This window comes from Kineococcus sp. GCM10028916, from assembly GCF_042674865.1.
GTDB lineage: Bacteria > Actinomycetota > Actinomycetes > Actinomycetales > Kineococcaceae > Kineococcus.
In genome coordinates, this window is the sequence record NZ_JBHTFM010000017.1 from 264,100 (window position 1) to 276,664 (window position 12,565).

Annotated in this window: 16 protein-coding genes; 7 read left to right on the top strand and 9 right to left on the bottom strand. The window is 73.0% G+C overall.

Translation table 11 applies throughout. From position 1 onward, the window contains the following. Nucleotides 1-138: 138 nt before the first annotated feature. A complete protein-coding gene (locus tag ACFQ46_RS17700) occupies nucleotides 139-318 on the top strand; it encodes a hypothetical protein (protein WP_380260676.1) in 180 nt (59 codons plus the stop codon). Further along, nucleotides 315-698 carry a PIN domain-containing protein gene (locus ACFQ46_RS17705; protein WP_380260677.1) on the top strand — a complete coding sequence of 128 codons (384 nt, stop codon included), beginning with the start codon at nucleotides 315-317 and terminating at the stop codon, nucleotides 696-698. The genes ACFQ46_RS17700 and ACFQ46_RS17705 overlap by 4 nt, the downstream gene beginning before the upstream one ends. A 672-nt stretch (nucleotides 699-1,370) precedes the next feature. On the opposite strand, the gene ACFQ46_RS17710 is transcribed toward ACFQ46_RS17705, so the two are convergent. The 5 genes from ACFQ46_RS17710 to ACFQ46_RS17730 form a co-directional block, all read right to left on the bottom strand. Continuing rightward, nucleotides 1,371-1,697, bottom strand: coding sequence for a hypothetical protein (locus tag ACFQ46_RS17710; RefSeq protein ID WP_328292966.1), 327 nt, complete (start codon nucleotides 1,695-1,697; stop codon nucleotides 1,371-1,373). 142 nt (nucleotides 1,698-1,839) lie between these two features. Then, a complete protein-coding gene (locus ACFQ46_RS17715) occupies nucleotides 1,840-2,370 on the bottom strand; it encodes a hypothetical protein (protein WP_380260678.1) in 531 nt (176 codons plus the stop codon). A 315-nt stretch (nucleotides 2,371-2,685) separates the two neighbouring features. After that, entirely contained in the window at nucleotides 2,686-3,906 is a 1,221-nt protein-coding gene (locus tag ACFQ46_RS17720) for a saccharopine dehydrogenase family protein (RefSeq protein WP_380260679.1), read from the bottom strand. Between the two features lie 451 nt (nucleotides 3,907-4,357). Next, a complete protein-coding gene (locus ACFQ46_RS17725) occupies nucleotides 4,358-5,419 on the bottom strand; it encodes a helix-turn-helix transcriptional regulator (RefSeq protein ID WP_380260680.1) in 1,062 nt (353 codons plus the stop codon). Between the two features lie 79 nt (nucleotides 5,420-5,498). After that, nucleotides 5,499-5,930, bottom strand: a complete 432-nt coding sequence (locus tag ACFQ46_RS17730; RefSeq protein WP_380260681.1) for a VOC family protein — start codon at nucleotides 5,928-5,930, stop codon at nucleotides 5,499-5,501. 195 nt (nucleotides 5,931-6,125) lie between these two features. Between ACFQ46_RS17730 and ACFQ46_RS17735 the strand changes: the two genes are divergently transcribed. Beyond that, on the top strand, nucleotides 6,126-6,425 hold the full coding sequence (locus ACFQ46_RS17735; RefSeq protein WP_380260682.1) for a hypothetical protein: 300 nt from the start codon (nucleotides 6,126-6,128) through the stop codon (nucleotides 6,423-6,425). On the opposite strand, the gene ACFQ46_RS17740 is transcribed toward ACFQ46_RS17735, so the two are convergent. Further along, a complete protein-coding gene (locus ACFQ46_RS17740) occupies nucleotides 6,412-6,846 on the bottom strand; it encodes a RidA family protein (RefSeq protein ID WP_380260978.1) in 435 nt (144 codons plus the stop codon). The genes ACFQ46_RS17735 and ACFQ46_RS17740 overlap by 14 nt on opposite strands. On the opposite strand from ACFQ46_RS17740, the gene ACFQ46_RS17745 reads away from it, so the two are divergent. Next, complete coding sequence (locus tag ACFQ46_RS17745; RefSeq protein WP_380260683.1) at nucleotides 6,845-7,378, top strand: cysteine hydrolase family protein; 534 nt, start codon at nucleotides 6,845-6,847, stop codon at nucleotides 7,376-7,378. The genes ACFQ46_RS17740 and ACFQ46_RS17745 overlap by 2 nt on opposite strands. On the opposite strand, the gene ACFQ46_RS17750 is transcribed toward ACFQ46_RS17745, so the two are convergent. Then, complete coding sequence (locus ACFQ46_RS17750; RefSeq protein ID WP_380260684.1) at nucleotides 7,336-8,076, bottom strand: FadR/GntR family transcriptional regulator; 741 nt, start codon at nucleotides 8,074-8,076, stop codon at nucleotides 7,336-7,338. The two genes, ACFQ46_RS17745 and ACFQ46_RS17750, sit on opposite strands and share 43 nt — an antisense overlap. Next, nucleotides 8,073-8,789 (bottom strand): SDR family oxidoreductase, encoded by a 717-nt coding sequence (locus tag ACFQ46_RS17755; RefSeq protein WP_380260685.1) that lies wholly within the window; start codon nucleotides 8,787-8,789, stop codon nucleotides 8,073-8,075. The genes ACFQ46_RS17750 and ACFQ46_RS17755 overlap by 4 nt, the downstream gene beginning before the upstream one ends. Nucleotides 8,790-8,852: 63 nt before the next feature. Here ACFQ46_RS17755 and ACFQ46_RS17760 point away from each other — a divergent pair, with 63 nt between their 5' ends. The 3 genes from ACFQ46_RS17760 to ACFQ46_RS17770 all read left to right on the top strand — a co-directional run bounded on the left by ACFQ46_RS17760 (nucleotide 8,853) and on the right by ACFQ46_RS17770 (nucleotide 11,619). After that, nucleotides 8,853-9,605: an SDR family NAD(P)-dependent oxidoreductase gene (locus ACFQ46_RS17760; protein WP_328292956.1), complete on the top strand. Its 753-nt coding sequence runs from the start codon at nucleotides 8,853-8,855 to the stop codon at nucleotides 9,603-9,605. Nucleotides 9,606-9,765: 160 nt separating this feature from the next. Beyond that, nucleotides 9,766-10,311: a hypothetical protein gene (locus tag ACFQ46_RS17765; protein WP_380260686.1), complete on the top strand. Its 546-nt coding sequence runs from the start codon at nucleotides 9,766-9,768 to the stop codon at nucleotides 10,309-10,311. A 135-nt stretch (nucleotides 10,312-10,446) separates the two neighbouring features. Continuing rightward, complete coding sequence (locus ACFQ46_RS17770; protein WP_380260687.1) at nucleotides 10,447-11,619, top strand: MFS transporter; 1,173 nt, start codon at nucleotides 10,447-10,449, stop codon at nucleotides 11,617-11,619. A gap of 73 nt (nucleotides 11,620-11,692) precedes the next feature. Here the strand turns inward: ACFQ46_RS17770 and ACFQ46_RS17775 are convergent, their stop codons facing one another. Next, nucleotides 11,693-12,514: an IclR family transcriptional regulator gene (locus ACFQ46_RS17775; RefSeq protein ID WP_380260688.1), complete on the bottom strand. Its 822-nt coding sequence runs from the start codon at nucleotides 12,512-12,514 to the stop codon at nucleotides 11,693-11,695. Nucleotides 12,515-12,565 lie beyond the last annotated feature (51 nt).

The following is a 12,565-nucleotide window of genomic DNA, read 5'->3' on the forward strand; positions in this document are numbered from 1 at the left end:
AGGTCGACGCTACGGTTGCTCTGTGAGGACGATCAGCCAGCGGGAGCTCCGCAACGACAGCGGGAAGTCCTCCGCGAGCTGCGCGACGGGGAGGAGTTCGAAGTCACCATCAACGGGGAGAGCTTCGGCATCCTGCGGATGACCCCACCCCCTGCCAAGCCCCGACGGTTCGTCAGCGCCGACACCCTCCGAGCTCTGTACGCCGAGGCGCCGTTGAGCACCGAACAGGCCGAGGCCTGGAAGCGGGACGTCCGCGACGTCGTCGACGACGAGCTCGACGACCCGTACCTCCGCGCCACCCTCCGCGGGGAACGGTGAACTCCGACGCGGCCCTCCTCATCGACACCAACGCGCTCGTCGACGGGATCGTCGTCGACGGTGCCGCCATCTCCATCCTGACGACGTTCGAGCTGGCCGGAGGGATCGACAGCACCGCCGACCCGGCGGTGAGGGCGGCCCGCAAGCGACGCTACGACGTCGCCGCATCGGTCGTAGACCCCTTCCCGGTGTCCGGACGGGTTCTCGAGGCCTACCCCGACATCGACGCTGCCGTGGTGGCCATCGGTCGCACGCCGAGACCTCGGCGGCTGGACCTGATGATCGCGGCGACCGCTCGAGCGCACGAGCTTCCGTTGGTGACTTCCAACCTCGACGACTACCGAGGGCTGGAAGCGCTGCTGGATCTGCGAAGCCCTTGACGCGAGGCGGGTGAGTCGCCGAGAACCGCACGCGCGAACTACTCGTCGACCTCGGCGTCACCCGCTCCCGTTCACGGCCCCGGTGTCCGACGACGACTACGAGCACGGCGTTCCAGGAGCGGGCTGCATGCCCCGGCCTCGGTGCACCACGGCACTGCCGGGCGCAGCGCGGATCGCCCATCCCCGCCGGGAGGCTCCAGTGCGGAGCGCGTGGACAGCCCCTGCCTCACGGGCTCCACAGGTTCCGGACCGGCGGTGGAGCGGGTGGCTCGTGAACTCCGACGGTGCCACGACCGGGATCCACTCACGGTCTCACCTGCTCTGCTGGTGGGCCCGCTCTCTGATCCGCGCGTGCCGCACCGACCGCTGACCAACGTCGCTCTGGTGCTCTCGTCCGCGCAGCTCGTGGTTCTCCACCTCGAGATCCACGTTGACCGCGGGGCGGAGGCGGACGCGCCCTCGTCGTGGGGGTGATCTTCAAAAGCGTCCGAGGCAGGACCCGGAGACGTCGACGCTGCGGGCGATGTCGGCTCGGGAGCGGCGGCAGACCCGGGGCGCTGTCCGCCGCTCGGGTGGACTCCAAACAGGTGCAGGTGCAGGTGCAGGTCGCTGGCGCCGGCGGAGCTGTTCCGGCCGTACCCCCCTGCCCTGTCCGTCGTGCCCGTGAGCTGGTCAGGCGGCTTGGACCTCGGCGGCGTAGATGAGGTCGGCGGTGTGGAGGAGGGGAGCGAGGTCGAGGTCGCAGGTGTTGCAGAGGTGGTGGATGTCGGTGAGCAGTTCGATGAGGGCCTGCTGCACGTCCTCGGCGTCGCTGGCACTGGCACGGGTGTGGTGGTGCAGGGCCTGGGCGGCGTAACCGGCACGTTGAGCGTTGTTGTGGCGGGTCCGGGCAGCGCGGGTGGCGGGGTCTTCACCCTCGTGGTTGAGGACGACGACGTCAGCATCGCCATCAGCGCCTGCACGGGTGCTGGTGGGCTCGTGACTGGGGATCTGGGTCATGGCGGGTCCTTCGGTGTGGTCCTGGGATGGGAGGTGCCAGCGATCTGCGGACAGCCCTGCTGCTCAGGGCCCGTGCACGGCGTACGGCTGTGTCGGTGCGGCCCTCAGCGGAGCAGGTGCTCGAACTGAGTCGGGCCGGGTCTCAGCTGGTGAGGTGCCGATCGGGGTGGGTGACGATGAGGGTGAGGTGGGGACTGCTCTCGTCGAGCCCGCCGGGAGCGGCGTCAGCCGGTGCGTCGTGGGTCGTGACGGCTCCGCGGCTGGACGCGTGCACCAGGTGGAGCCCGGGCCGGAGCTGGTCTGCGGGCGGTCGGGCCAGGGCGGCGAGGTGGCCACCGCCGATGGGTGAACCGGTCCCGGGGCCGGGGACGGGCTCGCTGACCACGGTGACCACCGGCGCAGACGGCTGGGCGGTGACGGCGGCACTGCGTTGTGCGGCCTGCAGCTGCTCGATGTGCTGCTGGATCTCCCGCAGCCGCTCGTCGTGGGAGTGGGGGTCCGTCGAAGCGGTGTGACCGGCGAGGTAGCCGAGGAGCACGGCCGCCGGGACGGCGGCGAGCAGCAGGAGCACCCGTTCGCTGGGCTTGGCCGGGGCCAGGAGGGGAAGGAGGGTGAGGGTGGCGAAGGAGGTCAGGGCGACGGTGCCGGCGCGGCGCATGGTGGTGCGGGGCACGTCATCACTCCTGCCTGCTGCAGATGTCGGTTCACCGGTGTGTTCCTCGACCCAGGTGGCGACGACACCTCCGGTGGAGGCGACGTCGTCGGTCTACAACGTCATCGGGTCGAGGGGTTGTTCCGTTTCACTGCGGGTCCGCCGTGTCGTCGTCCTGGAGTGAGCCTGCCACATCGACGCACCAACAGCCCAGGGGTGCAGGGCACGGCCAGGTTCCGGGCTCCGCCCGTCCTGGCCGGCCGCAGTGCCGTCACGAGCGTCGGGGAGTCCAGGGCCGCCGTCGTCAACGGTGGGTGCGCCGGACGCCCGGGGGCGTCAGTCCGCGACGTCGAGCGTGAAACCTCTGCGGCGCAGACGATCCACGAGCGGGATCCCGATGCCCGTGGCGGGGGTCAAGACCCCCGCGCGGGCGGGTAGGCGGTCGCCGTCGAGCGCGAGCGCCAGGGCGCTCTCGCCGAGCATGACCGCGGTCGCGGCGTAGCCCGGGTCGCCCTGGGCGGCGACGGTCACGGTGGCGCGGCGGTCGGACTGCGTGCGCGCGTCGAGGCGCAGGTGGAAGCGGCCCGTGCGGCGGGTGTGCTCGCTGGGGCCGGTGCCGGGGGAGGGCAGCAGACGGTCGAGCAGCGGCCGCAGGGGCTGGACGGCCAGCAGGCCGGTGAGCCCGGCCAGGACCCCGGTGACGGCGGTCGCTCGCAGGGCTGCGGTGCGCCCAGAGAACGCCATGACCTCCGCGTAGCGCAGGCGTGGGCCGTAGGCGTGGTCGAGGAGGGCGTTGCTGCGTCGTACCACCCGGGTGTTGTAGGAGGCCATGACGAAGGGGGCCACCCAGTCGCCCGTCGCCCCGCGTCGGTGGGGGCCGAACGCGTCGGGCTGGCGGCCCAGGTCGGGTTCGCTCGCGCGCTCGGGGCTCAGGGCGTACGGGTCGGCCACCAGCCGTCGGGCCTGCGGGTCGCGGCGCGCGGTGTCCAGCTGCAGGCGCAGCGAGTCGACCGTGCCGCCGCTGAAGCCGCCGCGCGCCGAGACGACCTCGAGCGTCGCGCTGGCGAGCGGTCCGGCGTCGTGGGTCCGGGCCCAGTCGTGGGCGAGCAGCACGGCCAGGTCGGAGGGGACGGAGTCGAAGCCGCAGGAGTGCACGATCCGGGCTCCGCTGGCTCGGGCCGTCTCGTGGGCGGTGTCGATGCTGCGGCGTGCGAACAGGACCTCGCCGGTCAGGTCGGCGTAGTGGGTGCCGGCGCGGGCGCACGCCTGCACGAGCGGCAGCCCGTGCCTGAGGTAGGGGCCGACGGTCGAGACCACGACGTGGGTCGACTCGGCGAGCGTGCGCAGGGACGCCTCGTCGGAGGCGTCGGCCACCACGAGCGGCCAGTTCGCGGCGGCGGGTCCCAGGTCGCGGGCCACGGCCGCAAGCCGTTCGCGCGAGCGGCCGGCCAGGGCGATCCGCGTCCCGGTGGGGGCGTGCGTGGCGAGGTGCGCCGCGGTGAGGCGCCCGACGAAGCCGGAGGCGCCGAAGAGCACGATGTCGATGTCGCGAGCCACGCCGTCACGCTAACCCGCCGGCCCCGGTCCTGGCCCCCTGCCCTCACTGCGGGGCTGTCGACCACGGCCATCGAGCAGGCCTCGGCAGGGCGGGACCGTCGGCTGGTGGGATCCGGCCGGGGCGCCGTGGCAGTTTCCTCCACGAGGGGGAGTTCTCCGGCGCGGTGGTCGTCGTCGGACCCGTCGACTCGGTGCTGCTCGGTCGTGCTTGCACTCCGGCGGAGATCAGCAGCAGGGCCGGCGACCGTGGAACGGGCCGGGTCGGCCTCTGTGCGGGCGGAGTTCTTCTGACGGAAGATCGGTTGCAATTACATTGCAGCACAGAAGCTTCAGAACGACGCAGTGTTCTCCTCCCCGGAACCACCAGAAGGTTTCCGTGCCGGTTCACGCCGGTCTGAACACCGACGTCGAACGTCGGGTCGCAGCGATCCGCCGGTGTCGGCGGACGAGGTCAGGACGGAACTTCTCCCGGCTGATCCGCCTGCTGGAGTTCTTCGGGTCGTGGAACGACTGCCGCAGCCCGTCCTGCCCGTTCGGCGAGGCGGGTGAAGGCGTCCCGCAACTCCTGGGGTTCGACCACCTCGACGTCCTCGTCCAGACGGGCCAGAGAGGCCGCCAGCCCGGTCCAGGACCAGGATCCCAGCACGAGACGACAGCGTCGCGGACCGATGCTCTCGAGGGTTCCGTCCCCGACGAACGGTGACAGCTCAGCGGCGGACGCGTGCACGACGACCACCCCCGTGCACGGCCACACGTCGCCCGCGGGCGAACCCTTGAACCGGCCCGCGACGAAGGCAGCCGCGTCACCACCGGGGATCTCGCGCGGGGTGAAGCGGGCCCCACCGGGTACCCGCAGTCGCACCCGGTCGACGCGGTAGGTCCGCCAGTCCTCCTTCCGGGGTTCCCAGGCGAGCAGGTACCACCGGCCGGCGCGCAGGACCAGCTGGTGGGGGTGGACCTCCCGGGCCGCCGCCGGTCCGGTCGGCGGGACGGTGTCGTGCTCGTCCGCCGGGGGCACGCCGTAGTCGAAGCGCAGCCCTTCGCTGCGCTGCACGGCCTGGGCGATGGCGAGCAGCACGTCGACGTCGACCTGCTCGCCACCTCCTCCCGTGGTCCGCTCCACCACGATCGGGCGGAACCCCTCGACGCGTCGGGTGAGGTGGGAGGGGAGGACCTGCGAGACGGTGCCGAGCGCTCGGGCGGCGGCTTCCCCGATCCCGGCACCGGTGACGACGGCGAGCTGCAGGGCCACCGTCAGGGCGACGGCCTGCTCGTCGTCGAACAGCAACGGCGGCAGGTGGGCGCCGGCCTCCAACCGGTAACCGCCGTCAGGCCCCTTGACCGCGTTGATCGGGTAGCCGAGTTCCCGCAGACGGTCCACGTCACGGCGGACGGTCCGCTCGCTGATGTCCAGCCTCCGGGCCAGCACGGACCCGGGCCAGTCGCGTCGGGACTGCAGGAGGGACAGCAGCGACAGGAGGCGCGAGGACGTGGCGGAGGCGGGAAGAGCCATGGCGACAGCGTGCCCTCTCGGTGGTCAGCGGGTGTCCGCACGTCCGGACGACCTCGAGGCGCCGCCCCACGACCGGGGCTCACTCGGCCGGGGACCAGGGGACGATGACGTCGATGATCCAGATGACCCCGAACTGGTCGGTGAGCTTGCCGTAGAGCGGGCTGAAGATCGACGGGCCCAGTTCCACCTCGACGTCGACGGCGCTGGGGCGCAGGCCGTTCCAGTACCGGGTGATCTCCTCGGCGTCGGTGCTGCGCAGGGACAGGTAGTAGGGGTTCTGGCCCTGGTCGTAGGGCTTGGACCCCTGCACGTCGTAGGCCATGACGTGGAATCCGTTGGGCGAGACCACCTGACCCCAGGCGATCTGCTCGGCCTGGTCCGGTTCCTGGCCGGCGGGGGCGCTGCCGTAGGGGACGGCGACGACGTCGCCACCGAACACGGACCGGTAGAACTCCAGGGCCTGCTTGGCGTTGCCGCGCAGGTTGACGTGCAGGGTGCTGGTGACGCTCACGGTGGTCCTCCTCCGACCTGAGCGGGCCGTCCGCTCGGGTGTGGAAGAACCATCTCGGGAGAAGAGGTCAGGGACTGTCCTGCACCAGCGTGCAGTTCTCCGCGGTTCCGCCGTTCGGGGAGCGGTGCGCGCGGACGACCGGACCCCGCGCGCGGTGACTCGTACAGGTGTTCGAAGCTGTGCGATGCTCGCGGGGTGTCCGGGGGTCAGTCGCGCAGGAACGGGCAGCGCCCGCTCCACGAACTGGTGCGCGAACGCCAGGCCCGGCGCGAGGCCGGGGAGCGCCCCGCCGTCCGGCACTGCTGGGTGCGACCGGCCGACGGTGGGGCGCAGCCGTGGCCGGGGATCGTCGTCGCCTGGGCGAGAGGGCCCCGGGGGTGGCGGGGCCGGGTGGTCTACGTCGTGCCGGGCCCGGAACCCGTCGTCGTCGAGGCGTGGGTCGAGGCGGTGAACCTGCGCGCGGCCGGACCCGGCGGTGACCCTAGCGCTGGATGATCGCGTCGGCCTCGACCTCGACCAGCAGATCCGGTTCGATGAGTGCGCGGACCTCGACCATCGTCGTGGCCGGCCGCACGTGACCGAAGAACTCGGCGTGGACGCGTCCGACCTCCTCCCAGCGGGAGATGTCGGTGACGAACATCCGGGTGCGCACGACGTCCTCCAGGGTCGCGCCGGCCTCGATCAGCGCCGCGCGGATCCGCGTCAGGCAGGTGCGGGTCTGCTCGCCGATGTCGTCGCCCCCGACGGGACCGTCCGGGGTCGCGGCGGTGGTGCCCGAGACGCTCACGTGGTCGCCGACGCGCAGCGCCCTCGAGTAGCCCACGACCGGCTCCCAGGTCCCGCCGCTGGAGATCGACTGTCGAGTGCTCACGAGGAGACTGTGCCACCAGGGCCCAGCCGGTAGCGTCCGCACCATGGTGCCCGCCCCCTGGCTCGTCCTCATCGACCTGCAACGCATCTTCGGCGCCCCGGAGAGCCCGTGGGCCGCGCCCCGGTTCGACGCGGCCGCGCGCGTCTGCGCGGAACTCCTCGAGCGCTACGCGCCGCGGGTCGTGCTCACCCGGTTCGTCGCCCCGACCGAACCGCGGGGCGCGTGGAAGCCCTACTACGAACAGTTCCCCTTCGCGCTCGCCCCCGACGAGGACCCGCTCTACGCCCTCGTCGACCGGTTCTCCGGGCGCGGGGTGCCCGTCCTGACCCGCACCACGTTCGGCAAGTGGGGTCCGGAACTCGCGCAGATCGTCGGGGACGCCCCCGTCGTGGTCGGCGGGGTGTCCACCGACTGCTGCGTCCTGTCGACGGTCCTGGCCGCGGCCGACGACGGAGTTCCCGTGACGGTGGTCGCCGACGCCTGCGCCGGCGCGAGCGACGTCGACCACGAACGGGCGCTCGACGCCCTGCGCCTCTACGCGCCCCTCGTCTCGGTCGTGACCTCGCGCGACCTCTGACCCGCCTGCGCGGCCGGTCGCCGCACCCTCGGCCGGTCCCGGGTGCGGGCGACGAGTTCACCCATCGCGGCCCCCGCGGTGGTGTCGTCGCCGGCGGCGACGGCGCGGGCCAGCGTCGTGTGGAGTTCCACGTCGCGGGCGACCGGGTCGATCTCGGCGCGTTCCTCGAGGGCTTGCGAGACCACCGCACCCAACCGGACGAACATCGCGTTCCCGGAGGCCTCCAGCACGGCGGAGTGCAGTTCCTCGTCGGCGGCCAGGAAGCGGGTGGGATCGGCCAGGACGGCCGGATCCTCCAGGGCCGTTGCGGCGTCGAGCAGGCGCTGGGCCATCCCCGAGCGGGAGATCCGCCGGGCGGCGGCCACCGCGGCGGCGGGTTCCACGGCCGCCCGCAGTTCCTGCAGTTCCTCCAGCTGCGCGTCGCGGTCCGGGCCCTGCAGTCGCCACCGGATGACTTCGGGGTCCAGCAGGTTCCACGCCGGGCGCGGACGCACCACGAGCCCGACGCGCGGCGACGCCGTCAGCATCCCGAGGGCGGCCAGGACCCGGGTCGCCTCGCGGACGATGCTGCGCGAGGTCAGGGTCCGCGCGGTCAGCGTCTCCACCGACGTGGTGTGTCCCGGGGGGAAGTCCCCGGCCACGACGGCCCGGCCCAGGTCGTCGAGCACGCGGCGGAACGCGGGACTGCGACTGCTCACGCCTGCGAGACGGGGGAGACGACCAGTTCGTCGATGCGCACGTGGGCGGGGGAGTCCAGCACGAACTGCACCGTCCGGGCGACGTCCTCCGGGGTCAGCATCCGGGCCCGGGCGGCGGCGTCGGGAACGTTCGGGCGCTGGTCAAGGAAGTCGGTCGCGACGTCGCCAGGGCAGAGGTGCGTCGTGCGGATCCCGGACGCCGCCTCGTGGGCGTTCAACGTGCGGACCAGGGAACCCAGGGCGGTCTTGCTCGCCGAGTACGCCACCCCGGCGCTGGGGTGGAACGACCAGCCCGCGTAGGACGAGATCACCACCACGACGCCACCGGTCTTCCGCAGGTCCGGCAGGGCCGCGTCGAGCGTGGTCGCAACCGCACCCAGGTTCGTCGCCACGACGTCGTGGAACGTCGCGATCTCCTGGTCGTCCCAGCGACGCTTCGGGGTGTTCACGCCGGCGGCGAGGACGACGCCGTCCAGGTGGCCGAACTCGGCCACGATCCGGGCCCGGGCCGCGGCGACCGCCGCGCCGTCCTGAACGTCGAGGGGCAGCGCGAACGCGGTCCCGCCGGACCTCGAGATGGTGGAAGCGGTGTCCTGCAGCGGTTGCGCACGACGACCGCTGAGGGCGACCGTCCACCCCGCGGCGGCGGCGGACAGGGCGACCGCCCGTCCCATGCCCGATCCGGCACCGGTGATCCAGAGCACTCGTTGCACGTGGGGCCTCCTCGACCGTAGGTTCTCCGGTGACAATAGTATGTCCAATGGGAGGAGAACCCCGTGCACCTCGACGTCGCAGGCCGGGTGGTCGTCGTCACCGGAGCAGGACGGGGGATCGGGCACACCCTCGCCCGCCGTTTCGTCGCGGAGGGCGCGCAGGTCGTCGGTCTCGACCGCGCCTTCGAACCCCAGGACGGGGTGACCGAGATCGTCTGCGACGTGACCGACCCCGCCTCCGTGACCGCCGCGGTCGAGGAGGTCGTGCGCCGTTCCGGGACGATCGACGTCCTCGTGAACAACGCCGGGATCAACGTCGACGGTCGGGTCGCGGACCTCACCTGGGACGGTTGGCGGCGCTGCTTCGACGTCAACGTCGGCGGGGTCTTCCTCGTCAGCCAGGCGGTCGCCGAGGTCATGAAACGCGCCGGGAAGGGGCGGATCATCAACGCCGCCTCCTTCGCGGCCATCGTGCCGAGCGTCGGCAGTGCCGCCTACGCGGCGTCCAAGGCGGCCGTCGTGCAGTTCACCCGCGTCCTGGCCTCCGAACTCGGGCCGTGGAACATCACCGTGAACGCCTACGCACCGGGGATGATCCCGACCGCGATGAACGGTTTCGCCGAACTCCCGCCCGAGAAGGCCGACGAACTGCTCGACACGTTGTCCCTGCGCCGCTGGGAGAGCGCCGACGACGTCGCCGACCTGCTCGTCTTCCTCGCCAGCGACGCGGCCGGCTACATCACCGGCACCCTCGTCGACGTCTCCGGCGGGAAACTCGCCACCCAGATCCCGCGACGGGCCTACGAGGGCCTCTGACGGCGAGCGGACGACCGGGCGGCGGGGTCCCGGGTGGAGACCGTCTCCACCCGGGTTCCACCCCGGATCGGTTCGGCGGTGGACGACGTGGGGCGCCCCGCCGGGCGAACCTCGAGGTGTTGCAGGGAACACCGCCGAACACCCCACGGAAGGCCGGACCATGTCTCTCACCACCGCCCTCGTCATCGCCCTCGTCATGATCGTCTCGACGCTCCTCTTCGACCGCGGCGTCCGCCCGGTGGGCCGGGGGCGGGTGCTGCGCCCCCTGCTCGTGGGCGTCCCGATCGCCCTGTTCTTCACGGCGCACCTCGTCACCGGCGGCACCGGACTCGCCGTCGAGGCCGCCGGGGCGGTCCTCGGTCTCCTCGTGGGGACCGGGGCCGCGCTGCTCGCCCGGGTCGGCCGGGACGAGACGACCGGGCAGGCCGTCACCCGCGCCGGTACGGCCTACTTCGCCTTCTGGATCGCCGCCTGCGCCGTCCGCTTCGCCTTCAGCTACGGCGCGCAGCACTGGTTCGGGCAGGACGTGGGCACCTGGCTCTACGGGCACGGCGTCGCGCTGGACGACATCACCGCCGTCATCACCAACGGGATCGTCTTCTCGGTGCTGGGGATGCTCCTCGGCCGTGCCGCCGGGATGCTGGTCCGCGCCGGCACCGTCACCCGGATCCCCTCGGTCGCGGCCCGGCCCGCCCTCGCCCGCTGACGCCCTCACCCCACCCGACCCCTCCGGGGAGTGGACCGTTGACGCATCAGGCCAACAGGTTTGGCCCGATGCGTCAACGGTCCACTCCCGGAGGGGCGAGGTTCGTCGTGCGGAACCGTCTGGGATCGTTGCCGGATGCCGAGCCGCGAGGTCCCCTGGCGTTCGCTCGCGGCGATCTACGCCCCGGCCGCGTTGTTCAGCACCAGTCAGGGGGCCGTCCTCCCCGTCCTGCCCCTCACCGCCCGCGACCTCGGCGCCTCCGTCGCGGTGTCCGCGTTCCTCGTCGCCCTCCTCGGGGTCGGGCAGGTCGCGGGGGCGCTGCCGGCCGGGGCGCTGGTCGCCCGGTCCGGGGAACGGACCGCGATGCTGCTGGCCGCTCTCGTCTCCGCCGCCGCACTCACCGGGGCGGTGTTCGCCCCCGGTGAGGCCGTGCTCGCGCTCTGCGTCCTCGCCCTCGGGCTGGCCGCCGCCGTCTGGAGCCTCGCCCGGCAGTCCTTCCTGACCGCGGCCGCGCCCGTCCACCTGCGGGCGCGGGCGTTGTCGACGCTCGGCGGGGTGGGCCGGATCGGCACCTTCGTCGGACCGTTCCTCGGCGCCGGCGGGAGCGCGCTGTTCGGGCTCCGGGGTTCCTACGTCGTCGCCGGCATCGCCGTCCTGCTGGCCGCCGGAGTCGTCCTGCTGCTGCCGGACCCGGAACTCGAGGAGTCCCGGCACGGACCGGCCCCGACGCTGCGCGAGGTCCTGCGTTCCCACGCGAGGGTCCTCGCCACCCTCGGCGTCGCGGCGCTCGCCGTCCAGGCCGTGCGCCAGTCGCGCCAGACCGTCCTGCCCCTGTGGTGCGACCACATCGGCCTCGACGCCACCACGACCAGCCTCGTCGCGGGAGTGTCCGGTGCCGTCGACATGCTGCTCTTCTACCCGGCGGGTTCGGTGATGGACCGCTTCGGCCGGGCGGCCGTGGGAGTTCCCTCGATGCTCGTCCTCGCGCTCGGGCACGTGCTGCTCCCGTTCACGCACACCGCCTGGACGGTGGCCCTGGTCGGGGTGGTCCTCGGCTTCGGCAACGGCATGGGCGCCGGGTTGGTGATGACGCTGGGCGCTGACGCGGCCCCTCCGGGGGGACGGGCGGTGTTCCTCGGGGCGTGGCGACTGGTGACCGACGCGGGTGCCGCCTCCGGCCCGTTGCTGGTGGGGGTCCTGGCCGGTGCGGGGAGCCTCGTCGTGGCGACCGGAGGCGTTGCGGTGCTGGCGGTCGGGGCCGCCGCCGGGTTGTTCAGGTTCGTGCCGCGACACCGACCCGGGCCGTGAGTTCCCCGGTCGTGGCGAGTCGCCGCCGAACCCCGGTCCAGGTGGGTCGGCCACCACCCCAGGGGTTGCGGCGTCAGCGGATCCCGACGGAGCGGAGGTGCCGGGCGAGCGCGCCGGCGTGCCGGGTGAGGATCTCCGCGACCCGCTCGACCTCCTCCTCCGTCGCGATCTCGGCGGGCAGGCTGCAACTGATCGCGTCGGTCGCGGGGATGCGGTACTCGACGCGGACCCCGACGCAGACCGTCCCGGGCAGGTTCTGTCCCCGTTCCACGGCCCAACCGCGACGGCGGACGGCGGCGAGTTCCTCGTCGAGCGCGGCCCGGCTCGACACCGTGTCCGGGGTGAGCGGGGGCAGGACGTCGCCGGGGAGCAGGGCGTCGAGTTCCGCGGCGCTCCGTTCGGCGAGCAGCGCCTTGCCCAGTGACGTCGCGTAGGCGGGCAGGAGACGGCCCACCCGGGAGTGTCCGCGGTGGGCGTCGGCGGCCTCGCGGGTCGCGAGGTACACGACGCTGCCCCCCTCGAGGCGCGCGATGTGGGTCGTGCACCGGCTCTCGTCCCGGACGGCCTCGATGGCGGCGATGGCCGGTGGCAGCGCCGGGTCGCGGTCCAGGTAGGCGGTGCCGGTGAGCAGGGCCTGCGCGCCGATCCCGTACCCGCCCGCCCCCGTCGCGCCCCCCGTGGGTGGCTCGATCCAGTCGAGGTCGACGAGCGTCCGCAGCAGCGCGTGCAGGCTGGAGCGCGGGTAGCCCGTGCGTTCCTGCAGTTGCGCGACGGTCAGCACGTACGGCGGTTCGGCGAGGGCCTGCAGGATCCGGACCGTCCGCTCGGCGGACTTCACCGGCCCGCGGCCTGCGTCGGACTCCTGCTGTTCGGCCTCGGTGTCCTGCGTCGTCACCGGTCCCACCTCCAGACCGCGAGTCTAGAGGGGTGGCAGCCGGCGGTCCGG

Bases quoted from the DNA above. Each gene is read 5' to 3' on its own strand.
- ACFQ46_RS17770 (WP_380260687.1), top strand. From the start codon at position 10,447: ATGCCGAGCCGCGAGGTCCCCTGGCGTTCGCTCGCGGCGATCTACGCC.
- ACFQ46_RS17765 (WP_380260686.1), top strand. From the start codon at position 9,766: ATGTCTCTCACCACCGCCCTCGTCATCGCCCTCGTCATGATCGTCTCG.
- ACFQ46_RS17725 (WP_380260680.1), bottom strand. From the start codon at position 5,419: ATGGCTCTTCCCGCCTCCGCCACGTCCTCGCGCCTCCTGTCGCTGCTG.
- ACFQ46_RS17700 (WP_380260676.1), top strand. From the start codon at position 139: ATGACCCCACCCCCTGCCAAGCCCCGACGGTTCGTCAGCGCCGACACC.
- ACFQ46_RS17710 (WP_328292966.1), bottom strand. From the start codon at position 1,697: ATGACCCAGATCCCCAGTCACGAGCCCACCAGCACCCGTGCAGGCGCT.
- ACFQ46_RS17745 (WP_380260683.1), top strand. From the start codon at position 6,845: ATGGTGCCCGCCCCCTGGCTCGTCCTCATCGACCTGCAACGCATCTTC.
- ACFQ46_RS17740 (WP_380260978.1), bottom strand. From the start codon at position 6,846: ATGGTGCGGACGCTACCGGCTGGGCCCTGGTGGCACAGTCTCCTCGTG.